Genomic DNA, 23,769 nt, shown 5'->3' with positions numbered 1-23,769 from the left:
CGCTTTCCCGCCGGCGGTTAGGCTGGCCGGATGCGACGCGTGCTCATCCTCGGTTCGACAGGCTCCATCGGCACCCAGGCGCTCGACGTCATCCGGGCGAATCCGGAACGGTTCACGGTGGTCGGACTCGCGGCGGGATCCAACCGCGACGCCGTGGCCGCGCAGGCCGCGGAGTTCGACGTGACGCACACGGCATTCGGAGCCGCGGAGGCCGAGCAGCTGGTCCGCGAGGTCGAGTGCGACGTGGTGCTCAACGGCATCACCGGGTCGGTGGGTCTCGGCCCGACGCTGGCGGCGCTCGAGGCAGGGCGCACGCTGGCCCTGGCCAACAAGGAGTCGCTGATCGTCGGCGGAGACCTCGTCACCGCGCTCGCCGCGCCCGGCCAGATCGTCCCGGTCGACTCGGAGCACTCCGCCATCGCCCAGGCGCTGCGGGCCGGGACCGCGGGCGAGGTGCGCCGGCTCGTGGTCACCGCGTCGGGCGGCCCGTTCCGCGGCCGCACGCGGGAGCAGCTCGCCGACGTGACCCCCGCCCAGGCGCTGGCGCACCCCACATGGGACATGGGGCGCGTGGTCACGACGAACTCGGCGACGCTCGTGAACAAGGGCCTCGAGGTCATCGAGGCCCACCTGCTCTTCGACGTCCCCTACGACGCGATCGACGTCGTCGTGCATCCCCAGTCGGTCGTGCATTCCATGGTCGAGTTCGTCGACGGCTCCACGATCGCGCAGGCGTCGCCGCCCGACATGCGGCTGCCCATCTCCCTGGGACTCGACTGGCCGAACCGGGTCGGCGGCGTGGGCGTGCCGATCGATTGGACGGCACCGGCATCCTGGACCTTCGAACCGCTCGACGACGACGCCTTCCCCGCCGTGCGCCTGGCCAAGCAGGTCGGGCGTGCCGGGCGCACCTACCCCGCGGTCTTCAACGCCGCCAACGAGCAGGCGGTCGACGCGTTCCACGAGGGCCGGCTCCCGTTCCCCGGCATCGTCGACACCGTCGCGCGCATCGTCGACGCGCACGAGCCGCCCGCCGAGCTCAGCCGAGCGACGCTCGCCGAGGCGGAGCGCTGGGCGCGGGCCGCCGCCGACGCCGTGATCGCGGCGGGCCCGGCGCGCTGAGCGGCTCCGGCCCCGTTCGCACGAAGCGGGTTAGGGTGCGCTCATGGTGGATCGAAACGAGCGCAGCGCGACACCGGAGCATCGTTGGCCCGTGGCCGTCGCGATCGTCGTCGCACTCGCCCTGTACACGTTCCTGCCGAGCGACCTGTTCGCCGTCCAGCGCTACATCGTCGTCGCGATCGGCCTGGTGCTGCTCGTCCCGCTGATCGTCATCAATCCGCACCGGTACACGCGGGAGACGCGGGTCTCGCGCATCGCCGAACTGGTGCTCGCCCTCGTGATCGTGGTGGCGAACCAGCTGACCCTGGTGCTGCTCATCGTGCAGCTCGCACACAAGTCGAACAGCGGATCGCCCCTGCTGCTGGCATCCCTGCAGGTCTGGGTGACCAACGTGATCGCGTTCGCGCTCGTCTTCTGGTGCATCGATCGGGGCGGCCCGGTCGCGCGGACCACGATTCCACGGGCGAAGATGCGCTCCGCCGACTTCCGGTTCCCGCAGGACGAGAACGCCGGAAACGTCATCGAGGTCGCGCGGGGCTCGTCGGAGAAGAGCGACTGGGTGCCGACGTTCGTCGACTACCTCTACTTCTCCTTGAGCAACTCGATGGCCTTCAGCGCCACCGACACCATGCCCCTGACCACTCGCGCCAAGGCGCTGATGGCCCTCGAGTCGTTCGCGGGGTTCATCATGCTCGCCCTGGTGATCGCGCACGCCGTCGCGCAGATCGGCTGATCAGCGCAGATCGGCTGATCAGGGAGCCAGATCCAGGCGGTGGGGCGATTCCGGGGCCGCACCGGCCGGATACGCCTGCGCGCGGTAGCGCTCCCGGATGCCGATCGCCGACTCCTCGGGATGCTCGACGAGATAGCGTCCGACGTCCCGGTACTCGGACAGGCGCCCCTCGCCGACGGCGGTGAAGTGCCACTCCGAATCCTCCTGCCGGTGCAGGAGCGCCAACGCGGTCCAGTACACCCCGACACCCGGGAACGCGACGACGGGCTCGTCGGTCTCCCGGACGGAATCGGGCCGGGTCAGCTGCTGGGAGACGTCTGCGCAGACGATCGCCATCCGCAGTCCGAGCTTGCCGTCCTGCTCGGCCAGTGCCTGCTCCAGCTTCTCGCGCGAGTCCAGCATCGCCACGTGCACGGCGCGTTCGACGTCGCGCAGATAGTTCGCGGGCTTTCCCGGGCGCAGGTCGAGCGCCGCCGCGATCTGGTCGTCCAGGGCGCGCGAGGTGCGATCCGAAGCGATCAGCCGCTCGACGAATCCGGTCTCGTCGTCGGCTTCGGGTTCGGGTTCGGGCAGCGCGGGCGGCCGGTCCAGCGCCAGCTGGTCGCGGATCACCTCGAGCTGCTCGTCGGCGTTCTCGATGAGTGCGGCGGTGAGGGCGAACCGGCGACGGATCGGGCGGGGCAGGGGCAGCCCGCTCTTGTAGACCAGATCGTGCTCGATCTCCGCCCAGCCGTGCTCCAGGATGCTGCGGATCTGGATCTCCACGATCGCCGCCGACAGCGGCGGCGGCTTGCGCTGGTCGCGCAGGATCGACGGGAGATTCTCGTCGGCCACGGCCCACGGCATCGTCGCGACGAACTGGATCGACCGGTATCCGAACTCCTGATCTTCGAGGAGCGCCGCCTTGTCGGCGTACGTCCCCTCGTGCACGCGCAGCAGTTCGCGCACGATCTGCTCGACCCAGGTCGCATCGTCGCGGAAGTACGTGATGATGCGCACGCCGAGGGTGTCCTCGATGCGGCCGAGCGGATCTGTCTCGGCCTTCTCCCTGAGCTTGTTCTCCAGCGACTCGCGGGTCTTCACGCGCGGTTCGATCGCGTGCAGGTGCACACGGTCGTCGGCCCCGATGACCTCGGTGAGCCGGCGCGTGAGCTCGTGGATGTTCTGCCGGTACTCCGGCAGGAGCTCGTCGTAGCGGCGAAGGTCGGCCTCGATCCGGGCCTCGTCGTCGGGGGTGAGCGGCGTCATCGGCGCTTCTCGGTCAGCGCCCCGACGAGGGGGCGGTGCGCCATTCCCGTGCGGGGTCGGAGAGCGGGGTCTCGTCGTCCGGGTACGGCACGGGCCAGTGCGGCTCCGGAACCGGCCAGCCGGCATCCCGCAGCGCACGCCGGGCGAGCTCGCGGGCCGAGTACGGCGTGCGGATGCCGCGGATGTCGCGGTAGTCCTGGTGGCCGGGGCCGCACCACAGGATCGCGTCGCCCTCGCCGACGAGGCGCACGGCCTCGATGATCGCCCGCTCGGGCGGGGAGAACTCGTGGAGTTCGGTGGCGGTGCCGGCCCGGCGCGCACCCTCCAGGAGCGTCGCCCGGATCGAGTCGGGATCCTCGAAACGCGGGTGGTGGTCGGTGACGATGAAGATGTCGCTGCCCTCGGCGCCGGTCCGGCCCATGTCGAGACGCTTGGTGGCATCCCGGTCGCCGTCGGCGCCCATGAGGAACAGCACCTTGCCGGGCGTCACGTGGCGCACCGCGGCGAGGGTCTTCTCGAAGGCGTCGGGGGAGTGCCCGAAGTCGACGTAGACGGCCGGCCCGCGGTCGCCGGACACGCGCTCGGTCCGGCCGGGGAGGTACGCCTCGATGCGGCCTCCGTCGAGCGCGGCGACCAGTGCCTCCCACGTGTAGCCGCCCTCGAGCAGCATCACGATCGCCAGGCCCGCGTTGGCGGCCATGTGGCGTCCGATCGTGGGCACCACGGTCGTGAGCGAGCGGCCCCCGGGGCCGTCCAGGCGGAACGTCGTGCCGTCCTGGCGCTCTTCGAGGATCTGCACGGTCCAGTCGGCTGCGGCTCCCGGGTCGGCGGCGATCGCCGGGCAGACGATCGTCACGACCGGCACCTCGCTGCGCGCCGCCACCTCAGCGCCTGCGGTGGAGTCCAGCGAGATCACGCCGCGGCGGGAGCGGTCGGGGCGGAACAGCTGCAGCTTCGCCTCGAAATACTCCCGCATGTCCGCGTAGTCGTCGAGGTGGTCGTGGCTGAGGTTGGTGAACCCGGCGACGTCGAACATCAGGCCGTCGACGCGATGGCGGCTGAGTGCCTGCGCGCTCACCTCGACCGCGACGGCCTCGACGCCGCGCTCGCGCATCAGCGCGAGCAGGGCATGGAACTCGGATGCCTCCGGCGTGGTCAGCCGCGAGACGATCACCTGGCCGGCGATGTGGCGCTCGGCCGTGGAGCTGAGGCCGGTGACCACCCCGAGCTGGGAGAGGATGCCCTCCAGCAGATGCGACACGCTGGTCTTCCCGTTGGTGCCCGTGGTGCCGAACAGCAGGGGCAGTTCGTCGTCGGCGCCGGTGCCGTAGACCCAGGCGGAGAGGTCGCCGAGCACGGCGCGCGGGTGGTCGACGACGACGATCGGCAGGCCGGCGGATTCGGCGATGTCGGCGCCGGCGGCATCCGTCACGATCGCGACGGCGCCCTTCTCGGCGGCGGACGCCGCGAACTCGGCGCCGTGCCGGTTCACGCCCCGGATGGCGACGAACGCCTCCCCGGGTCGGAGGTCGGCGGTGGCCAGGGTGACGCCGGTGAGGGTCACGCCCTTCGTCAGGCCGCGGGTGGAGGTGCCGAAGCGCGCCGCGAGATCGTCGAGGGAGCGCACGGGGGGCTGCTCGGGTCGGAGGACGGGAGGCAGGTTGGAAGCAGGGGTTGCCATGGTGCCTCCATCCTCGCATTGTCTGTCGTTCGGGGACACCGCGCACCGGCGGTGTCCACGAACGACGACGGCTACTTGCGGCGACGGACGACGGAGACGACCAGGGCGGCGATACCGGCCACGAGCCCGCCCGCCGCCAGCCAGCGCGCCACCGGATCCGGCTGGTCGTCCGAGCGCGACGAGGTCGTCTGCTGCGGTTCCGCGCTCGCCGAAGGGGACGCGGACGAATGGGCGACATCATCCTCGTCGCCCACGCCCTTCGCGCCGACGGCGAGGGTGGGGGCAGGGGTGTCCAGGGACTCCGGGTCCTGTCCCGTCTTGGGGATCTGCGTCCAGGAGGTGCTGCCCTTCTCGCAGGTCTGCACGACCGGGAACGAGATCTGCTTGCCGGCAGCGCTCGAGCTGAACAGCACGTCCAGCGAGACCGCGGCCGAGGTATCGGTGGGAATGGGCTGCCGGGCCACGAAGGTGACCTGCGTGGGCAGGCCGTCGGCCCCGTCGGTGCGATGGATCGTCCAGCCGCCGTCGTACACGGGCATCGTGCTCGCGACGCCGGCGGGGATGCGGATCGCCAGGGCCGTGGTGGGGGAGCCGTCGCAGCCGTGGTGGAACTGGAACGTCAGACGGGTGGTGCCGCCTGCCGGTGCGGTGGCGGGGCTCACCTCCACGTGGGCGGATGCCGCCAGCGGCACGGCCAGCGCGAGGGCGCAGCCTGCCGTCACGCCGGCTGCGGCGAGCAGCGTGCGGCGGGCGCGCGAAGGGGACGTTTTCAGGGTGTTGCCGTTCATGGAGGTTCTCTCGTGTCGGGTGCGCGACCACGCGATCGACGGGCACGGGCGCGCACGAACGGATGCCTGGCGAAGTGCGGCATCCGGTGCTTCAGGGGAGTCGAACGACGACGGCTCCCGTTCACACGAGAGAGGTCGTCAGACCCGCACCGGGGGACCGCGCCCGCGCACGGCCGGGAGCAGGGCGCCCACGAGGGTCTGCGGATGCCGAGCGGCCAGAGTGCCCGCGATCCGCACCGCGAGGGGTCGGAAGGCGTGACGCAGCAGTGCCGGCCAGATCATCGCGGCGACCGCGTGCAGGAGACGCTCGCCGTGGCGGAGCATGAGGATCGCCGCCACGGCGGCGAGGGCGTGCATCACGAGCATCGTCGGTTCGAACAGGCCCAGCAGGGGCCCGGAGGCATCCATCGCGGCCATCGTCGCGGGCGCGGCGGCTGCGCCGGGCAGGACGCCGTGCACGTGGGAGACGGGTCCGGCGAACGCGGCGGACATCCCGAACACGGCGAAGACGAGGTGATAGACGGCCTGCGACCCGAGAACCGCGAGCGAAGAGCGCACGGCCCCGGCGCGCCGGCCCGTGAGCAGCAGAGCGACCGGCAACGACAGCAGGGCGGCGATGAGCAGCACGGTGGGCGCCGGCGCTCCGCCCCCGCCGAGCGTATGCGCGGCGGCGGCGAAGAGAGTGGTCAGCGCCGACGTCGAGGCGGCACGGAGAGCCCGCGCCTGTCGTGGAGTCACCGGTCGCATCCGTTCCACCCTATGCGCACACCGGACTCAAAGCCCCACCGCGTACCCTGTCCGGGTGACAGTCATCGCCTTCATCATCGGGATCCTCCTCATGGTGGTCGGCCTTGCCGTGTCCATCGCACTGCACGAACTCGGCCACCTCGCCCCGGCGAAGCTGTTCGGGGTGCGCGTCGGCCAGTACATGATCGGTTTCGGCCCCACCCTGTGGTCCCGCCGCAGGGGCGAGACCGAGTACGGCATCAAGGCGATCCCGCTCGGCGGCTACATCTCCATGGCCGGGATGTACCCGCCCTCGCCGAAGGGGTCGGGCGACGGCCGCGCCGGCGGCGGATTCTTCGCCACGATGGTGCAGGACGCCCGCGCCAGCAACGACGAGACCATCGCGGGCGACGAGGACCGCGTCTTCTACAAGCTGCCGGTCTACCAGCGCATCATCATCATGCTCGGCGGGCCGGTCATGAACCTGCTGCTCGCGATCGTCCTGTTCGCGATCGTCTTCAGCGGGTTCGGCGTCGCGACCGCGACCACGACGGTCTCGTCGGTGAGCCAGTGCGTCATCCCGGCGTCCGAGAACCGCACGACCTGCCGTGCGAGCGACCCGGAGGCGCCCGCCGCGGCAGCCGGACTCAAGCCGGGCGACACGATCGTGTCGATCGACGGCACCGCGGTCTCGTCGTTCGACCAGGCCTCCGCCATCATCCAGCGCTCGCCGAACACGCAGCTCACGTTCGTCGTCGAACGCGACGGGCAGCCGGTGACGCTGCAGGTCACGCCGATGCTCGCCCAGCGCGCCGTGACCAACGCGCAGGGCGTGGCCGAGCACAACGCGGACGGCACGGTCAAGACCGAGAACGTGGGGTTCGTCGGCATCGGGCCCACGTCCGAGATGCAGCGACAGCCGATCCTCGCGGGGCCGCAGGCCGCGCTCCAGAACGTCGCCCAGGTGGGCGGGCTGATCTGGCAGATGCCGGTGAAGGTCTACGAGACGGCGGTGACGGTGGTCACCGGCGGTGAGCGATCCGCGGACAGCCCCATGTCGATCGTCGGCGCCGGCGTGCTCGCCGGAGAAGTCGCCTCGGCCGACGTGCCGGTGTCGAACCGCATCGCCGGCTTCCTGAGCCTGCTCGCGTCGCTGAACATCGCGCTGTTCGTCTTCAACCTGGTGCCGCTGCTGCCGCTGGACGGCGGGCACGTCGCGGTGGCCCTGTGGGACGGCGTCAAGCGCGCCTGGGCGCGGCTGTTCCGCCGCCCGCCCCCGAAGCCGGTGGATGCCACCAGGCTCGTGCCGGTCACCTTCGTGGTGGTCGTCGCCCTGATCGTGATGGGCGGCGTGCTGATCCTCGCCGACCTGGTGAACCCGGTCAGCCTGCTCGGCCACTAGCCGGGAGGCCGGCGGCGGTCAGGCCAGCGCGTCCTCGGCGAGGCGCTGCAGCGTGTGCAGGCCGTCGCGCGACAGGATCGACTCCAGGTGTCCCTGCACCGACGCGAAACCGGGGCCGCGCAGCGCGTACACGTCTCCGGTGACCGGATCGGACGAGACCTCGGCGACGCCCACCTGCGTGGTGCCGGGTGCGACGTGGGCCGTGAACGTGTTGTAGAAGCCGATCGAGACGTCCTCGCCGAACACCGGGACGATCTTCTGCAGGCCCTGATGCGGCGAGGCCAGCGGCACCAGGTCGATGCCGAGCGAGTCGGCGAGGATCTGGTGGCTGAGGCACACCGCGAGGATCGGACGCCCGGCGTCCACGCGTCGCGCGACGACCTCGCGCATGCGGCGCATGCGGCGGCTGTCCGGGTCGCGCGGGTCGCCGGGGCCGGGGCCGGAGACCACGAGCTCGGCGGCGTCGAGGTCGTCGTCGGTCACCTCGTTCCACGGCAGGATCCGCACGTCCAGGCCGAGGTGGCGCAGCTGGTGGGCGAGCATCGTCGTGAACCGGTCTTCGGCATCCACCACGAGTGCTCCGTGGCCGCTGAGCGGCGCGGGGGCGTCGGTGCCCTGCGGGTTCAGCCAGAACGGCGCGAGGCGCGAGTTGCGGGATGCCAGCAGCTCGGCGATCTCGGGGACGGCGGCGAGCCGGGGGCGCTCGGCCGCCGGCTCGTCGACGTCGGCACCGCCGTCGCGGGGCACCGCGCCGATCGCGCCGAGCACACCGGCCGCCTTCCCGTGGGTCTCGCCGACCTCGCCGTCGGGATCCGAGTGACGCACCAGCGTCGCGCCGACGGGGACGCGGAGCCGGCCGTCCACGAGGTACGCGGTGCGGATCAGGATGGGCGCATCCAGATCGTGGGTCTGCTCGCCCACCGCCAGCGTCTCGCGCGGGGTGAACAGCGCGGCGACGCCCGAGTAGTAGCCGCGCGGCTCTCGCTCGTGGCGCTGGATGACCGTGCAGGCGTTCTGCATGGGGGAGCCGGTGACGGTCGGCGCGAACATCGTCTCGCGGAGGATGTCGCGCGGGTCCAGGCGGCTGCGTCCGCGCAGCATGTACTCGGTGTGGGTGAGCCGGGACATCTCCTTGAGGTGCGGACCGGTGATGCGGCCGCCGTCGGAGCAGACGGCGCTCATCATCTTGAGCTCCTCGTCGACCACCATGAACAGCTCCTCGGTCTCCTTCGTGGAGCGGAGGAACTCGCTGAGCGTCTCCACGGTCGACCCGCCGGCCGGATGGCGGAACGTCCCCGAGATCGGGTTCATGGTCACGATGCCGTCCCGGGCGACGACGTGCGCCTCCGGGCTCGCGCCCACGGCGACGTGTCCGGGCGTCACCACGAGGAAGGTCCAGTACGCCCCGCGCTCGTGCTCCAGGAGGGCCTGGAACCAGGTGAGCCCGGCGGTCAGCGGATCGGCCTCGACGCCGGCGGTGAAGTCGCGCCGGATCACGAAGTTCGCACCCTCCCCGCGTCCGATCTCGTCCGAGATCACCTGCCGCACGATCGCCGCGTAGTCCTCGTCGGAGAGGTCGAATCCGGCATCGGTCAGCGCGACGGGAGAGGATGGGAGCTGCGCGATCGCCGTCTCGCGGTCGATGGCGGTGTGTTCGTCGACGATCAGGCAGCGCAACGGGGCGCCGTCGTCGTGGCAGGCGAACCCGCGTTCGCGCACCTGCCGGTACGGAACGAGGGCGAGCACCTCGCGCGGCGTGCCGGCGGCATCCACGAGGGGGATGTCCGCGAGCAGATCGACGTCGACGACGTCGCCGAGAAGCACCTCGACGGTCGAGGTGTCACGGGCGAGCAGGGCGAACGACGGACGGTCTGCGATCAGCTCGGGCAGCGAAACGGTCATCGCCGGCCTTTCTTGGGTCGGGCGGTCGTCGCACAGAGAGAGACCGCCACCGGGGCGGTCTGGGATACGCGAACGCACACCGCCTCAGCGGGTGTGCCACCAGGCGCGGTTCGCGTGCATGCCGGAAGACTAGCAGACCGGCGCAGGCCCCTTCGGCGGGGGCCGGTCACCGAACGCGTGCGCGCTCGAGCACCTCCGAGGCGTGGCGCCACCCGCCCAGCTCGTAGCCGACGACGATCACCGCGGGCGAGCAGGCGATCAGCACGAGTCCGACGCCGAGCGACGCTCCCAGCTGCACCGCGATCACCGCGACCGCGAGCATGACGACGCAGCCCGCGAACATCCAGACGTGGAACGGGTCGATCTCGCGCACCATCAGCGAGTAGATGACGAACAGCATCACCTCGAACACGAGCACGGGGGCCGCGACCGCCCACGTCGCAAAGACCGCGCCTGCTTCGCCGTGGTGCGCGATCGCCTGCGCGGCGACGTGGAGCCCCGCGCCCACCCCGATGATCGAGGCGAACACGAAGATGTGCAGGTACCCGAACACGAACGGCCGCGGTCGCCGCCCCGCGAGCAGGTCGCCGAAGGGCGTCAGGAAGTACGTCCACCACAGGCCGAACACCAGGGCCGTGCCGCCGAACGCGAGAAGACCGGCCTCGACGCTCCAGCCGTACTGCTCCACCCCGGCCGAGATCGCGAGGATCGTGCCGAGCACGACCTCGCCCAGTGCGATGATCACGAGCAGCCCGTAGCGTTCCGCGATGTGGTGCGGATGCCACGGCGTCCCTGTGCCGGAGCGCGTTCCCGGCGCCGTGGCCTTGCGCTCGGCGATGACCGGCCCGACGAGCTCGATGACGAACCCGACCATCACGATCGCGAGCGTCGGCCACAGCGGCAGATTGACGAAGATGAGCGTGACCCAGAAGATCTGGGCCAGCGCGATGTTCGCGGCATACGACAGGGCGACGGCGCGGTGCGCGGGGTCGTGCCTCGCCGCGCGCAGCCAGAGCGCGATGGCGGCGACGCGCATGATGACGTACCCGGCGACCAGGACCCGGTTGTCCAGGACGACCCCCTCCTCGATGGAGGCGAACACCGGCGGCACCCCGAGGGCCAGCACGAGCACCCCGAGCATCTCGACGAAGGTCGCCAGGCGGAAGAACAGGTCGTCGTTGTCGTACGCCGATGCCAGCCACGAGTAGTTGATCCATGCCCAGATCACGCCGAATGCAGTGAAGAGGAAGCCGACCACGGCGGTGCCGACCTCGCCCGCTTCCAGGTAGTGCGCGGTCTGGGACGAGACCTGAGCGAACGCGACCGCGAAGGTCAGATCGAAGATGAGCTCGAGCGGGGTGGATGCCCGGTGCGCTTCGTTCGGGTCGCGCCCGACCATGCGCGTGAGGCGGTGCGGCATGCTCATGCGGGCAACCTACCGGACGGTGTGCGGATCCAGAACGGGCGAACTCGGCCCGGACACGGGTCGTGGAATTAGGCTGGGGAGGTGCCAGCCGTGAATCTCGGGATGCCGAGCGTCCCCGAAGTCCTCGCCCCGCGTCGCAAGAGCCGCCAGATCCGGGTCGGCAAAGTGCTCGTCGGCGGGAACGCCCCGATCAGCGTGCAGTCGATGACGACGACGCCGACCACGAACATCAACGCGACCCTGCAGCAGATCGCCGAGCTGACCGCCTCCGGGTGCGAGATCGTCCGGGTCGCCGTGCCGTCGCAGGACGACGCCGACGCGCTGCCGATCATCGCCGCGAAGAGCCAGATCCCCGTCATCGCCGACATCCATTTCCAGCCGAAGTACGTGTTCCAGGCCATCGACGCCGGCTGCGCGGCGGTGCGCGTGAATCCGGGCAACATCCGTCAGTTCGACGACAAGGTCGGCGAGATCGCCGCGGCGGCGAAGGCCGCCGGGGTGTCGCTGCGCATCGGCGTGAACGCCGGCTCGCTCGACAAGCGCCTGCTGGAGAAGTATGGCAAGGCCACGCCCGAGGCGCTCTGCGAGAGCGCCGTGTGGGAGGCATCCCTGTTCGAAGAACACGACTTCCACGACTTCAAGATCTCGGTCAAGCACAACGACCCGATCGTCATGGTCAAGGCCTACCGCCTGCTCGCCGAGCGCGGCGACTGGCCGCTCCACCTCGGCGTCACCGAGGCCGGTCCCGCCTTCCAGGGCACGATCAAGTCGGCGACCGCGTTCGGCATCCTCCTCTCCGAGGGCATCGGCGACACCATCCGCGTCTCGCTGTCGGCTCCGCCCGCCGAGGAGGTCAAGGTCGGACACCAGATCCTCCAGTCCCTCAACCTGCGCGAACGCAAGCTCGAGATCGTGTCGTGCCCGTCGTGCGGGCGCGCCCAGGTCGACGTGTACTCCCTGGCCGACGCCGTCACCGAGGGGCTCAAGGACATGACCGTGCCGCTGCGCGTCGCGGTCATGGGCTGCGTCGTCAACGGTCCTGGCGAGGCGCGCGAAGCCGACCTCGGGGTCGCCTCGGGCAACGGCAAGGGGCAGATCTTCGTGAAGGGGCAGGTCATCAAGACCGTCCCGGAGGCCGACATCGTCGCGACCCTCATCGAGGAGGCGAACCGCATCGCCGACGAGATGGGTCCGGATGCCGCCCCCGGCACGGCCCAGGTGGTCACCGCGTGACCACCGAGCTGAGCGGGACCCGCGTCACCTTCCCCTCGGGCGCCACCACCGGCAAGGCCACGGTCGTGCACGTCGTGGACGCGGCATCCGGCGCTCTGGTCGTCCTCGACGAGACCCCGTTCCATCCCGTCGACCACACGTGGCCCGATCAGCCCGGCGACACCGGCACCCTCGAGGCCGGGGACGACGCCGTCGTCGTGGCCGACACGGTGATGGCGGCGCTGTCGGACGAGGGCGAGTTCGCGGTCGGAGCCGACATCCCCGTGCGCCGCGGCACTCCCGGCTGGACGTGGCTCGTCGCTCACCGCCTCGACGTGCCGGCTGTGCCGGCCCGGCTCGCCCCGGGAACCGGGGTCACCGCATCGGTCGATCGCGCGCGCCGGGCGGCGCTGTCCCGCGGTCACACCGCCTGCCACCTGGCCTCCCTGGCCCTCGACGCCGCGCTCGCCGACCTCTGGCGCAAGGATCCCGGGGCCGACCCGCTGGGTGCACCGGCGTTCGATGCGCGGGCGAACCAGTCCAGCCGCATCGTGCCCGACGGGAGCGTCGACGAATACCGGCTGGGGAAGAGCCTGCGCAAGGCGGGCTTCGACACCGACGCCTTGGCCGCGGTGCTCGCGGATCGCGAGGCGGCCGTCAACGGGATCCTCGCCGGGTGGGTCGTCGTCGGTTCGTCGGCGATCAGCCGCATCGAGACCGAGGGGCCGCTGATCACGGATCGGCGCACCTGGACCTGCCGGCTGGTGCCGGGCGAGGCCCGCATCCTCTGCGGCGGCACGCACGTCGACTCGCTCGCCGCCTTCTCCGCCATCACGGTGAGCTTCGACCTGAGCGACCCGCAGCTGCTGGTGATGACCACGACCGCGGTCGCGGCCTGATCCGGCTCACAGCGGGCGGACGAGGTCCCAGGGGACGGTGAGCTCGCCGAGGCGCCAGCGCGCCTGACCCAGCAGCGGCCAGCCCGCGTCGGCCATCGCACCGAGGGCCGTTCGCCAGCGGTGCACGGGGCCGAACGGCGCGACCGCGGAGGCCCGATCCCACTCGGCGTCGAGCGCCGTCAGCAGCGCATGCACGCCCTCGTCGGGCACGTTGCGGTGGATCAGGGCCTTCGGCAGGCGCTCGGCCGCGATCGAGGGACGCTGGAGCCCGGCCAGCCGCAACGAGATCGTGAGGCTTCGCGCCGCAGCATCCGGGCCCACCTCGATCCAGGTCGAGACCCGGCCGATCTCGTCGCACGTCCCCTCCACCAGCATCCCGCCGGGCGCGAGACGCTCGGTCATCCGATGCCAGGCGTGCCGGACATCCCCCTCGTCGTACTGCCGCAGCACGTTGAACGCGCGGATGATCGTCGGGCGGCGGGGCGACGGCACCTCGAATCCGCCGCGCCCGAACGCGACCCGGGCGCCCGGAGCGAACCCGGTCGTTCCCGATCGGACGGCCTCGAGCTGCTTGGTCGCGCGGACCACCCGGGTCGGGTCGATCTCGAGCCCCAGCACCTCGACGTCGGGCCGCACCGCCGACAGCCGCGACCACAGCTCCAGCGGGGTGACGGCGCTCGCGCCGTAGCCGAGGTCGACGACCAGCGGATGCCGGTCGGCGCGGCGCAGCACCGGGTGGCGGGCGATCCAGCGGTCCACCCGCCGAAGCCGGTTGGTGCCGGTCGTGCCCCGGGTGATCTGCCCGACGGGCTTCGCGCCGCCGCCGGGACCCTGTGCCATGGCATCCATCATCCCAGGGCGCGAAATGTCCGCGTCATCCGCCGCCGCTAGCATTGAGGCATGACCTACACCCTGATCCTGCTGCGCCACGGGCAGAGCGAGTGGAACCAGCTGAATCTGTTCACCGGGTGGGTGGATGTGCGCCTTTCCGACCAGGGGAAGGCCGAGGCCCAGCGCGGCGGCGAGCTGCTCGCCGAGGCCGGCATCCTCCCGGACATCCTGCACACCTCGGTCCTCAGCCGCGCCATCCAGACCGCGGACATCGCGCTGGATGCCGCCGACCGCCTGTGGATCCCGGTGAAGCGCTCCTGGCGCCTGAACGAGCGCCACTACGGTGCGCTGCAGGGCAAGGACAAGGCGCAGACCCTCGAGGAGTTCGGAGGCGAACAGTTCATGCTGTGGCGCCGCTCCTTCGACGTGCCGCCGCCCCCGCTCGACGACGCCTCCGAGTTCAGCCAGGTGAACGACCCCCGCTACGCGGGGATCGACGGCGAGATCCCGCGCACCGAGTCGCTCAGCCTCGTCATCGACCGCATGCTGCCGTACTGGCACAGCGACATCGTCCCCGACCTGCAGGCGGGCAAGACGGTGCTCGTCACCGCGCACGGCAACTCCCTGCGCGGTCTCGTCAAGCACCTCGACGGCATCAGCGACGCCGACATCGCCGAGCTGAACATCCCCACCGGCATCCCGCTGGTGTACCGGCTCGACGAGAACCTGCAGCCGCTCGGGCCCGGGGAGTACCTCGACCCCGAGGCGGCCGCCGCCGGTGCCGCCGCCGTGGCCGCGCAGGGCGCCAAGAAGTAGCGCACGACCCCGCACGAACGAAGAGGATGCCGCACCCCCTGCGGCATCCTCTTCGTGGTCTGAGCGGGCCTCGGCCCGCGAGCGGCGGCTCTACTGGAGCGGCTCGAACTCGGTGTCCGCGTTCCAGTCGCCCGTCGCGAGGTACACGACCTTCTTCGCGACCGACACGGCGTGGTCGGCGAAGCGCTCGTGATAGCGGCTGGCGAGGGTGGCATCCACCGTTGCCGCCGCCTCACCGCGCCAGCTGTCGCTGAGCACCTTCTCGAACACGGTCGCGTGCAGCTCGTCGATGTCGTCGTCGGCGTTGCGGATCGCGTCGGCGAGGGTGAGGTCCTGGGTGCGCAGCAGGTCGGTCAGCACGCGGGCGACCTCGACATCCAGCTCGCCCATCTTCGTGAAGGTCGACTTCAGCCCCTTGGGGATGGCCCGCTCCGGGTAGCGCATGCGGGTCAGCTGGGCGATGTGCTCGGCGATGTCGCCCATCCGCTCCAGCGACGCGCTCACGCGCAGGGCGGTCACGACGATGCGCAGATCCCGTGCGACCGGCTGCTGGCGGGCGAGGATCTCGATCGCGAGCTCGTCGAGCTGGTTGGCGCGCTCGTCGATCACGCTGTCGGCGTCGATCACCTCTTCGGCGAGTTCGACGTCGCTCGTGCCGAACGCGGTCGTCGCCTTCTCGATCGCGATCGTCACGAGCTCGGCGATCTCGACGAGTCGCGTCTGGACGTCTTCGAGAGACTGGTGGAAGACTTCGCGCATCGAATGCACCACTCCTGTTTCCGGTTCGGGGTCACTGGCATTGAACAGGCGCCAGGTTAACGAATGGTGCCGACTCGGTGAACAGTCGTCCTCGGCGGGTCGTCTCCGGGATTTCCGTCCGATGCACGTTCGTGACGCCCCTACGCTGGTGACATGCACACCCCCCAGCTTGCGTTGCTGTCGCTGCTGGTCGGGCTCATCCTCGGCATCGCGGGCGCCATGGTGACCGTCGCAGCGTATCGCGCCCGTGACCGTGCGCGCGAGGAGGTGTCGCCGCGGCTCTCCGACAGCGCAGCCGCGATGCTGGCCGCGCTGGACGAGCCGGCGGTGGTCGTCGACGCCTCTGTCACGGTCGTCGCGTCGTCGCCGGCAGCGGCCGTGTTCGGCATCACCGACGGTGCATCCGTGCCCATCCCCGAGCTGCGCGCACTGGCGCGCGGGGCGCGCAGCGGCACCGCCTCGGATGGCGGGGTGACCCTCACGCTGCGGCGCACGGTGCCTCCGGTCGAGGAGCGGACCGTGACCGTGATCGCGCGCGAGATCACCCCGCGCCTCGTCCTTCTGCTCATGCGCGACATCACGGCCATCGAGCGCATGGAGCAGATGCGCCGCGACTTCGTCGCGAACACGAGTCACGAGCTGAAGACCCCGGTGGCCTCGATCAGCCTCCTCACGGAGGCGATCCAGGCGGCCGCCGACGACGCCGACCAGGTGCGCTCCTTCGGGGCGCGCCTGCAGACCGAGACCGATCGGCTGGTCGCGCTCACCGATCGCGTGATGAACCTCTCCCGGCTCCAGGGCGTCGACGAGGCCATGCGCATCACCGACGTGTCCATCGACGAGGTGGTGGCCGCCGCCGTGGCGAACAACTCCGTGACCGCCGACGCCGCCGACGTGCGGCTCGTCGTCGGCGGGGCGACGGGTCTGCGCGTTCCGGGCGACGCCCGGGTGCTCGTCGACGCCGTCGGCAACCTCGTCTCCAACGCCGTCGCCCACTCGCCGGCCGGCTCCAGCGTCGGGATCGGCGTGAAGGATGCCGACACCGCCGTGGAGATCACGGTGACCGACCGGGGCGAAGGCATCGCGCCCGCCGACCAGGAGCGAATCTTCGAGCGGTTCTACCGCTCGGATCAGGCGCGTTCGCGCCGCACCGGCGGCACCGGCCTCGGCCTGTCGATCGTGAAGCACGCCGTGCAGCGCCACGGCGGCGAGGTTCGGCTGTGGTCGAAGCCGGGCCGCGGGGCGACGTTCACCATCCGCCTGCCGCGCGTGGCTCCTGTGGCGAAGAAGCCGAAGCAGGCGAAGAAGACCAAGAAGCCCAAACCCGAACGCACGACCCTTGGAGAGTGACGATGACCCAGGTGCTGATCGTCGAGGACGAGCCGGATCTCGCCGAGCCCCTCGCCTTCCTGCTGCGCCATGAAGGATTCCAGACGCGTGTCGTCGAGGATGGCAACGAGGCCCTGCGCGTGTTCCGCGCCGAGGGCGCGGACATCATCCTGCTCGACCTGATGCTCCCGGGGATGCCGGGCACGGAGGTGTGCCGGCAGATCCGCGCGATCTCGAAGGTGCCCATCGTCATGCTGACGGCGAAGGACTCCGAGATCGACATCGTGGTGGGGCTGGAGCTCGGCGCCGATGACTACCTGACCAAGCCGTACTCGACCCGCGAGCTGCTGGCGCGCATGCGCGCCGTGCTCCGTCGGGCGGAGGTCGCGGAGGAGGAGCTGGAACCGGACGTGCTGCGCGCGGGGCGCGTGACGCTCGATGCGGACCGGCACGCCGTGACGGTGGGCGGCGAGGAGATCTCGATGCCGCTGAAGGAGTTCGAGCTCCTGGAGGTCCTCATGCGCAACGCCGGCCGGGTCCTCACCCGCGGACAGCTCATCGACCGCGTGTGGGGCGCCGACTACTTCGGCGACACCAAGACGCTCGACGTCCACATCAAGCGCATCCGCTCCCGGATCGAGGAGAACCCCGCCGAGCCGACGATGGTCGTCACGGTGCGCGGTCTCGGCTACCGCTTCGAGGACTGAGGGACGGCCCGCACGACGAAGCGCCCGGCTCGATCGAGCCGGGCGCTTCGTCGCGTTCAGAGTGTCACGGGGTCGGGGTCGCTCCCGGCGTGGCGATGCCGGTCGGGGTGACCTGCGGGGTCGGCACGAGGCCGCTGTAGTAGCCCTCGTTGTCGTTGAGCACGGGCACCTCGGCGACGACGGGTGCGGCGCTGCCCGACTGGAACGAGATCGCGACGGTCGAGCCGGGACGTGCGCCGAGGCCGTCGAGGCGCAGCGGCTCGGCGTTGGCGCCGAGGCTCTTGACCGTGTTGGCCGGCACGTCGAGGGTGAGCGAGTTCGCCGTGGAGCCCTCGCCGAGCTGGATCGTCAGCGTCTCGGGCTGGTCGGTCGGGTTGATGACCGCCGCGACCAGGTTTCCCGTCTCGCCGGTGTCGGTGATCACCAGAGCGTTGCGGATGAGCACCGGAGCCCCGTGGTCGGGGATGTTGAGCCCATCGGCCGGCGAGTAGGGGATCAGCGTGGCCTGAGGGGCGGTCATGGCGCACCCGCTGGTGCCGAGCATGACGGCGGCGCCCAGGGCGACGGCTGCGACGAGACGCGATTTCACTGTTCCTCCTGCAGGGACGGCGTGATTGTCCTTTGCATTCTATGGGGTCCGGCACGCGTCATGTGGCACGGCCCAGGGGGCGGGCGGCGAACCTTAGTGCATCGCGGCTGTGGTATTCTAGAGTTTGCCGAAAGGACTTAACTGCATGCTTTTTGAGGTTGGCGAGACGGTCGTCTATCCGCACCACGGGGCCGCAACGATCATCGAGGTCAAAGAACGGGTCATCAAGGGCGAGACCAAGAAGTACCTGAAGCTCAACGTCACGCAGGGCGATCTCATCATCGAGGTCCCTGCCGAGAACGTCGACCTGGTCGGCGTCCGAGACGTCATTGGCAAAGAGGGACTCGATCGCGTCTTCGAGGTGCTTCGCGCACCCTTCACCGAGGAGCCGACCAACTGGTCGCGCCGCTACAAGGCGAACCTCGAGAAGCTCGCGTCGGGAGACGTGATCAAGGTCAGCGAGGTCGTCCGCGACCTCTGGCGCCGAGACCAGGACCGCGGCCTGTCCGCGGGTGAGAAGCGGATGCTGGCGAAGGCCCGTCAGATCCTCGTCTCCGAGCTGGCCCTGGCCGAGAAGACCGACGAAGAGCAGGCATCGCTCGTGCTCGACGAGGTCCTCGCTTCCTGAGCCTCCCTTCCGGCTCCGCCGCAGGCGCATGGCGCTCGCGGCATCCGGGTAATCTCGTGGCGTGAGCATCACTCCCGTCCCACGAATCGCGATCATCGTCGTGGCCGCGGGCTCCGGCACCCGGCTGGGTGCGGGAGCACCGAAGGCCCTCGTCGGGATCGGTGCGCGCAGCATCCTGCACCGCGCGCTCGGCAACGTGTTCGCGGCGCCGTCGGCGCAGGTCGTCGTGGTCGCGCCCGCGGGTCACGAGGGCGAGGCGCTCACGGAGGCTCGGGATGCCGCACCCGACCGTGCCGACCTGGTGACGGTGGTGACCGGCGGCGCGAGCAGGCAGGCATCCGTCGCCGCCGGACTCGCCGCCCTCTGGGGCGACGTCGAGATCGTGCTCGTGCACGACGCCGCGCGCGCTCTGACGCCCGCCGACGTCTTCGAACGCATCGTCGCCGCCGTGGCGGCGGGGAGCGCCGCCGTCGTGCCCGTGCTGCCGGTCGTCGACACCCTGAAGCGGGTCTCGGGCGGCGTCGTCGCCGGCGCGGTCGATCGCGACGAACTCGCCGCGGCCCAGACCCCGCAGGGGTTCCGCCGGGACGTCCTGGAGACCGCCTATCGCGTGGCCGACGACGAGTACACCGACGACGCGGCCCTGGTGGCGGCGGCCGGGCATCGCGTCGACACCGTCCGCGGCGACGAGCGCGCGTTCAAGATCACGACGCCCGCCGATCTCGAGCGCGCCGCACGGCTCGTCGCGGACGGCGGCGAGCCGACGCGGGCGATCAGCGCACGGAACGACGAGCCGGCTGTGCCGCACGCTCAGCCCCGGGTGGGCATCGGCACCGACGTGCACGCCTTCGGCGGCGCCGGCACTCTCTGGCTGGCGGGTCTGGAGTGGCCGGGGGAGCCGGCCCTCGCCGGGCACTCGGACGGAGATGCCGTCGCGCACGCGATCGTCGACGCCGCGCTCTCCGCCGCGGGGCTGGGCGACATCGGCACCCACTTCGGCACGGCGCGCCCGGAGTTCGCCGGTGCCCATGCCGACGCCTTCCTGCGGCGCACCGCGGAGCTCGTCCGCGAAGCGGGGTGGGCGGTCGGCAACGTCACCGTCCAGGTGCAGGCGAACCGCCCGCGCTTCGCGCCGCGGCGTCACGAGGCCGAGCGGGTGCTGTCCGCCGCGCTCGGCGCGCCGGTGACGGTGGGCGCGACCACGACCGACGGCCTCGGCTTCACCGGCCGCAGCGAGGGCGTCTCGGCCACCGCCGTCGCACTCGTCGTCCCCGTCAGATGAGGCGGCGCATGAAGATCGACAGCGGGTCGGCGACGTAGCCCTCGAAGGGGCCGCACTCGATGAACCCGGCGCGCTCGTAGAGGTGCCGTGCTGCGACGAAGTCGTCCGTGGTCCCGGTCTCCAGCCACAGGCTGGTCATCCGGCGCTCCTTCGCGACCTCGATCAGATGCTGGAGCAGCGCACGCCCGACCCCTTCGCCGCGGAAGGAGTCGCGCACGCGCATCGACTTGATCTCGCCACGATGGGATTCGAGCTCTTTCAGCGCGGCGACGCCGGCGAGCTCGCCCCGGGACCACGCCGACCAGACCGTGATCGAGGGCTGGGCGAGCTCGTCCAGCCCGAGCGCGTGGACGCTCTCGGCCGGGGTGTCGGCGTGCATCGCGTCCAGGTGCGCGGTGATGAGCGCACGGGTCGCGTGACCGGTGAGGTCGTCGGGGCGGATCTCGATGACTGACATCGCCACGATCATCGCAGACGCCCGTTTCGCGCACGTTACGCGACCGGACGTCCTCTGCCCGGAATCGCGCAGGGTCCGGCCGGTAGGCTGGAGGGATGACACTTCGGCTCTACGACACGCGCGCGCAGGCGCTGCGCGATTTCGTGCCCGGCGACCCGGAGAACATCACGATGTACGTCTGCGGGCCGACGGTGCAGTCGGGGCCGCACATCGGGCACGTGCGCGCCGCCGTCAGCTTCGACGTGCTCCGCCGGTGGCTGGCCCACCGGTTCGAGCGCGTCACCTTCGTGCGCAACGTCACCGACATCGACGACAAGGTGCTGAACAACGCCACCGCTGCCGAGCCGTGGTGGGCGCTGGCGTACCGCATGGAGCGGGAGTTCACCGACGCCTACACGGCGGTGGGCGTGGATGCCCCGACCTACGAGCCGCGGGCGACGGCGTCCATCCCGCAGATGCAGGAGCTCATCGCGCGTCTCATCGACGCCGGGCACGCCTACGCCTCGGCGGGCGACGTGTACTTCGACGTGCGGTCGTGGCCGGCGTACGGCGAACTCACGCATCAGTCGGTGGACGCCATGGAGTCCGCGGCCGACGCCGACCCCCGCGGCAAGCGCGACCCGCGGGACTTCGCCCTGTGGAAGGGAACCAAGCCGGGCGAGCCGGAGGACGCATCCTGGGACTCCCCGTGGGGAGCAGGACGCCCGGGCTGGCACATCGAGTGCTCCGCCATGTCGCGACGGTACCTGGGCGCCGAGTTCGACATCCACGGCGGAGGGCTCGACCTGCGCTTCCCGCACCACGAGAACGAGCTCGCCCAGTCGACGGCCGCCGGAGACCCGTTCGCCCGCTACTGGGTGCACAACGGGCTCGTCACCGTCGGCGGCCAGAAGATGTCGAAGTCGCTGAACAACTTCGTGCTCGCGGCAGACGTGCTCGCCGAGCACGACCCGCTCGTGGTCCGCTACGCCCTGGTCGCCGCCCACTACCGCTCCAGCCTCGATCTCAGCGAGGCCAGCTGGGCGGAGGCCTACGCCGCGCTCGGACGCATCCGCACGTTCCTCGAGCGCGTGCTGCGCGCCCGCAGCGAGAAGGGCTGGTTCGTCTTCGGGCCGGGTCTTCCCGAGGCGTTCGTCGCCGCCATGGACGACGACCTGGGCGTGCCGCAGGCGCTCGCGGTGCTCCACGAGACCGTGCGCGCCGGCAACGCCGCGTTCGACGCGGGCGACGAGGACACCGTGCACCAGGCGTTCGACCAGGCGATCCTGATGGCCGGCATCCTCGGCATCAACCCCCTCGACCCGCGATGGAACGCGGGCGGCACCGGCGCCGAGGCATCCGCCCTGGACGCCCTCGTGCGCACGATGATCACCCAGCGCGCCCAGGCGCGCGCTGACAAGGACTGGGCGGCGGCCGACCGCATCCGCGATGCGATCGCGACGGCCGGCATCGCCCTGGAAGACACCCCAGACGGAACGCATTGGAGTCTGATCGATGGCTAAGCCGACCCGCCCCGGAGCGGGCAACAGCAAGAAGAAGGGCGCGACCAAGGGGTCCGGCGGCAACGGTCGCAAGTCCCTCGAGGGCCGCGGCCCGACCCCGAAGGCGGAGGACCGCGCCTGGCACGTCGCCGGCAAGCGCAAGGCCGCCCAGGAGCGGTTCGTCGCAGCGGGCGGCCGGCCGAAGCAGCGGCAGGCGAACGTCAACCGCACCTCGAAGCCGCGTCAGAACGACGACACCGAGACCGTCACCGGACGCAACAGCGTTCTCGAGGCTCTGCGCACCAAGATCCCCGCGACCGCGTTCTACATCGCGCAGCGCGTCGAGATGGACGACCGCGTCAAGGAGATGCTGTCGATCGCGCATCACCGGGAGATCCCGGTGCTGGAGGTCACCCGGCCCGAGCTCGACCGGATGGCCGGGTTCGACGGGGTGCACCAGGGCGTGGCGCTCAAGGTGCCGCCGTATGAGTACGCGCACGTGCAGGACGTCCTCGAGCAGGTCGTCGACCGCGGCCAGACGCCGCTGTTCGTCGCCCTCGACGGCATCACGGATCCCCGCAACCTCGGCGCCATCATCCGCTCCACGGCGGCGTTCGGCGGCCACGCCGTGATCGTGCCGCAGCGTCGCTCGGCGAGCGTCAACTCGGCCGCGTGGAAGACGAGCGCCGGTGCGGCCGCGCGCATCCCGGTCGCGGTGGCGGGCAACCTCACCTCGACCCTGAAGGACCTCAAGAAGCAGGGTGTGTTCGTGCTCGGCCTGGACGGCGGCGGCGACGTCTCGCTGCCCGACCTCCAGCTGGCCGACCGGCCGGTCGTGATCGTCGTGGGGTCCGAGGGCAAGGGGCTCTCGCGCCTCGTCACGGAGACCTGCGATCAGATCGTCTCGATCCCGATCTCGTCGGCGACCGAGTCGCTGAACGCGGGGATCGCGGCATCCGTCGCGCTCTTCCACGTGTCGACGGTCCGCGCGGCCTGACTCGGTACGCACGGAGTTTGACTTCGAGCGCAATCGGCGGAATGCCTCGGCCCGACGTGCGTTGAAATCCCTGGATGCCGCCACCCGGGCGGCGAAGGAGTGAAGCATGGCACGCATCGTGGTCATCGGAGGAACCGGCTACGCCGGAGGGAACATCGTCGCCGAGGCGGCGGCGCGCGGGCACGAGGTGGTCTCGATCTCGCGCACGGCACCCGAGGAGCCGGTCGAGGGGGTCGTCTACGTCGCAGGGAACGTGCTGGAGATCGACTCGATCGCGGACGACCTGACCGGCGCGGACGCCGTCATCTCGGCGGTGGCACCGCGCGGCGACATGTTCGACCTCGGACTGGATGCCGTCCGCGTCCTCGCCGACCACCTGACCGGCACCGACACGCGACTGGGCGTGGTCGGCGGCGCGATGGGCAGCCTGTCGGCTCCGGGTGGTCCGCGGCTGTGGGATCTCGGCGTTCCCGAGGAATACCGTCACGAGGCCAAGGTCGGCATCGACACGCTGGAGCTGCTGGAGGCATCCGACGAGGGCCTGGACTGGTTCCTGGTGCACCCGCCCAAGGTCTTCGGCTCCTGGGAGCCCGGTGAGCGCACCGGCAGCTACCGCACCGGCGGCGAGGTCGTCGTCGAGGATGCCGAGGGCAACTCCTACATCTCCGGCGCGGACTTCGCGGTCGCCGTCGTCGACGAGGTCGAGAAGGGCGCCCACCGCCGCGCCCGTTTCACCGTCGGCTACTGAGCGCGC

The 23,769-nt window shown here is 71.0% G+C and carries 23 protein-coding genes; 13 read left to right on the top strand and 10 right to left on the bottom strand.

The features are described from left to right. The first annotated feature begins 30 nt into the window (after positions 1–30). Together dxr and LK09_RS06820 are read left to right on the top strand one after the other, a co-directional pair. On the top strand, positions 31–1,122 hold the full coding sequence (dxr, locus tag LK09_RS06825; RefSeq protein ID WP_039397374.1) for a 1-deoxy-D-xylulose-5-phosphate reductoisomerase: 1,092 nt from the start codon (positions 31–33) through the stop codon (positions 1,120–1,122). A 43-nt stretch (positions 1,123–1,165) separates the two neighbouring features. Next, the gene (locus LK09_RS06820; RefSeq protein ID WP_039397372.1) at positions 1,166–1,855 is read left to right on the top strand and encodes a hypothetical protein; all 690 of its coding nucleotides are present in this window, start codon (positions 1,166–1,168) and stop codon (positions 1,853–1,855) included. A gap of 18 nt (positions 1,856–1,873) precedes the next feature. Here LK09_RS06820 and LK09_RS20625 read toward each other — a convergent pair whose 3' ends face one another. From LK09_RS20625 to LK09_RS06800, 4 genes are all read right to left on the bottom strand, one after another. Beyond that, positions 1,874–3,103: a GTP pyrophosphokinase gene (locus LK09_RS20625; RefSeq protein ID WP_052226470.1), complete on the bottom strand. Its 1,230-nt coding sequence runs from the start codon at positions 3,101–3,103 to the stop codon at positions 1,874–1,876. Positions 3,104–3,116: 13 nt separating this feature from the next. After that, positions 3,117–4,784, bottom strand: a complete 1,668-nt coding sequence (locus LK09_RS06810; RefSeq protein WP_039397370.1) for a Mur ligase family protein — start codon at positions 4,782–4,784, stop codon at positions 3,117–3,119. Between the two features lie 71 nt (positions 4,785–4,855). Next, complete coding sequence (locus LK09_RS06805) at positions 4,856–5,572, bottom strand: DUF1775 domain-containing protein (protein WP_052226469.1); 717 nt, start codon at positions 5,570–5,572, stop codon at positions 4,856–4,858. A 138-nt stretch (positions 5,573–5,710) separates the two neighbouring features. After that, a complete protein-coding gene (locus tag LK09_RS06800) occupies positions 5,711–6,310 on the bottom strand; it encodes a hypothetical protein (protein WP_156138667.1) in 600 nt (199 codons plus the stop codon). Between the two features lie 64 nt (positions 6,311–6,374). Here LK09_RS06800 and LK09_RS06795 point away from each other — a divergent pair, with 64 nt between their 5' ends. After that, positions 6,375–7,700, top strand: coding sequence for a M50 family metallopeptidase (locus tag LK09_RS06795; RefSeq protein WP_039397366.1), 1,326 nt, complete (start codon positions 6,375–6,377; stop codon positions 7,698–7,700). Between the two features lie 18 nt (positions 7,701–7,718). Here the strand turns inward: LK09_RS06795 and LK09_RS06790 are convergent, their stop codons facing one another. Then, a complete protein-coding gene (locus tag LK09_RS06790) occupies positions 7,719–9,602 on the bottom strand; it encodes an anthranilate synthase family protein (protein ID WP_039397364.1) in 1,884 nt (627 codons plus the stop codon). Positions 9,603–9,768: 166 nt separating this feature from the next. Further along, entirely contained in the window at positions 9,769–11,028 is a 1,260-nt protein-coding gene (locus LK09_RS06785; RefSeq protein ID WP_039397362.1) for a low temperature requirement protein A, read from the bottom strand. A 102-nt stretch (positions 11,029–11,130) separates the two neighbouring features. Here LK09_RS06785 and ispG point away from each other — a divergent pair, with 102 nt between their 5' ends. After that, on the top strand, positions 11,131–12,261 hold the full coding sequence (ispG, locus tag LK09_RS06780) for a flavodoxin-dependent (E)-4-hydroxy-3-methylbut-2-enyl-diphosphate synthase (RefSeq protein ID WP_039397360.1): 1,131 nt from the start codon (positions 11,131–11,133) through the stop codon (positions 12,259–12,261). Then, a complete protein-coding gene (locus tag LK09_RS06775) occupies positions 12,258–13,139 on the top strand; it encodes an alanyl-tRNA editing protein (RefSeq protein WP_039397358.1) in 882 nt (293 codons plus the stop codon). Before ispG ends, LK09_RS06775 begins: the two co-directional genes overlap by 4 nt. A gap of 6 nt (positions 13,140–13,145) precedes the next feature. Here the strand turns inward: LK09_RS06775 and LK09_RS06770 are convergent, their stop codons facing one another. Further along, the gene (locus LK09_RS06770; protein ID WP_039397356.1) at positions 13,146–13,979 is read right to left on the bottom strand and encodes a methylase; all 834 of its coding nucleotides are present in this window, start codon (positions 13,977–13,979) and stop codon (positions 13,146–13,148) included. A gap of 60 nt (positions 13,980–14,039) precedes the next feature. Between LK09_RS06770 and LK09_RS06765 the strand changes: the two genes are divergently transcribed. After that, positions 14,040–14,786 carry a phosphoglyceromutase gene (locus LK09_RS06765; protein ID WP_039397354.1) on the top strand — a complete coding sequence of 249 codons (747 nt, stop codon included), beginning with the start codon at positions 14,040–14,042 and terminating at the stop codon, positions 14,784–14,786. 90 nt (positions 14,787–14,876) lie between these two features. Here LK09_RS06765 and phoU read toward each other — a convergent pair whose 3' ends face one another. Continuing rightward, on the bottom strand, positions 14,877–15,545 hold the full coding sequence (gene phoU, locus LK09_RS06760) for a phosphate signaling complex protein PhoU (protein WP_039398208.1): 669 nt from the start codon (positions 15,543–15,545) through the stop codon (positions 14,877–14,879). Between the two features lie 153 nt (positions 15,546–15,698). Between phoU and LK09_RS06755 the strand changes: the two genes are divergently transcribed. Next, the gene (locus tag LK09_RS06755; protein WP_039397352.1) at positions 15,699–16,895 is read left to right on the top strand and encodes a sensor histidine kinase; all 1,197 of its coding nucleotides are present in this window, start codon (positions 15,699–15,701) and stop codon (positions 16,893–16,895) included. A gap of 2 nt (positions 16,896–16,897) precedes the next feature. Continuing rightward, positions 16,898–17,581, top strand: coding sequence for a response regulator transcription factor (locus tag LK09_RS06750; protein WP_039397350.1), 684 nt, complete (start codon positions 16,898–16,900; stop codon positions 17,579–17,581). A gap of 64 nt (positions 17,582–17,645) precedes the next feature. On the opposite strand, the gene LK09_RS06745 is transcribed toward LK09_RS06750, so the two are convergent. After that, a complete protein-coding gene (locus LK09_RS06745) occupies positions 17,646–18,170 on the bottom strand; it encodes a hypothetical protein (protein ID WP_039397349.1) in 525 nt (174 codons plus the stop codon). Positions 18,171–18,315: 145 nt separating this feature from the next. On the opposite strand from LK09_RS06745, the gene LK09_RS06740 reads away from it, so the two are divergent. Next, a complete protein-coding gene (locus LK09_RS06740) occupies positions 18,316–18,798 on the top strand; it encodes a CarD family transcriptional regulator (RefSeq protein ID WP_039397345.1) in 483 nt (160 codons plus the stop codon). Positions 18,799–18,859: 61 nt separating this feature from the next. Then, positions 18,860–20,080, top strand: a complete 1,221-nt coding sequence (gene ispD / locus LK09_RS06735; RefSeq protein WP_039397343.1) for a 2-C-methyl-D-erythritol 4-phosphate cytidylyltransferase — start codon at positions 18,860–18,862, stop codon at positions 20,078–20,080. Here the strand turns inward: ispD and LK09_RS06730 are convergent. Next, positions 20,073–20,537, bottom strand: coding sequence for a GNAT family N-acetyltransferase (locus LK09_RS06730; RefSeq protein WP_039398206.1), 465 nt, complete (start codon positions 20,535–20,537; stop codon positions 20,073–20,075). The two genes, ispD and LK09_RS06730, sit on opposite strands and share 8 nt — an antisense overlap. A 95-nt stretch (positions 20,538–20,632) precedes the next feature. On the opposite strand from LK09_RS06730, the gene cysS reads away from it, so the two are divergent. From cysS to LK09_RS06715, 3 genes are all read left to right on the top strand, one after another. Continuing rightward, on the top strand, positions 20,633–22,039 hold the full coding sequence (cysS, locus tag LK09_RS06725) for a cysteine--tRNA ligase (RefSeq protein WP_039397340.1): 1,407 nt from the start codon (positions 20,633–20,635) through the stop codon (positions 22,037–22,039). Next, positions 22,032–23,015 (top strand): 23S rRNA (guanosine(2251)-2'-O)-methyltransferase RlmB, encoded by a 984-nt coding sequence (rlmB, locus tag LK09_RS06720; protein WP_039397339.1) that lies wholly within the window; start codon positions 22,032–22,034, stop codon positions 23,013–23,015. Before cysS ends, rlmB begins: the two co-directional genes overlap by 8 nt. A gap of 106 nt (positions 23,016–23,121) precedes the next feature. After that, on the top strand, positions 23,122–23,763 hold the full coding sequence (locus LK09_RS06715; protein ID WP_039397337.1) for an NAD(P)-dependent oxidoreductase: 642 nt from the start codon (positions 23,122–23,124) through the stop codon (positions 23,761–23,763). The last annotated feature ends 6 nt before the right edge of the window (positions 23,764–23,769 follow it).

Source organism: Microbacterium mangrovi (assembly GCF_000802305.1).
GTDB lineage: Bacteria > Actinomycetota > Actinomycetes > Actinomycetales > Microbacteriaceae > Microbacterium > Microbacterium mangrovi.
The sequence above is the reverse complement of the archived record's forward strand: the minus strand, read 5'-3'. Positions and strand labels throughout refer to the sequence as shown.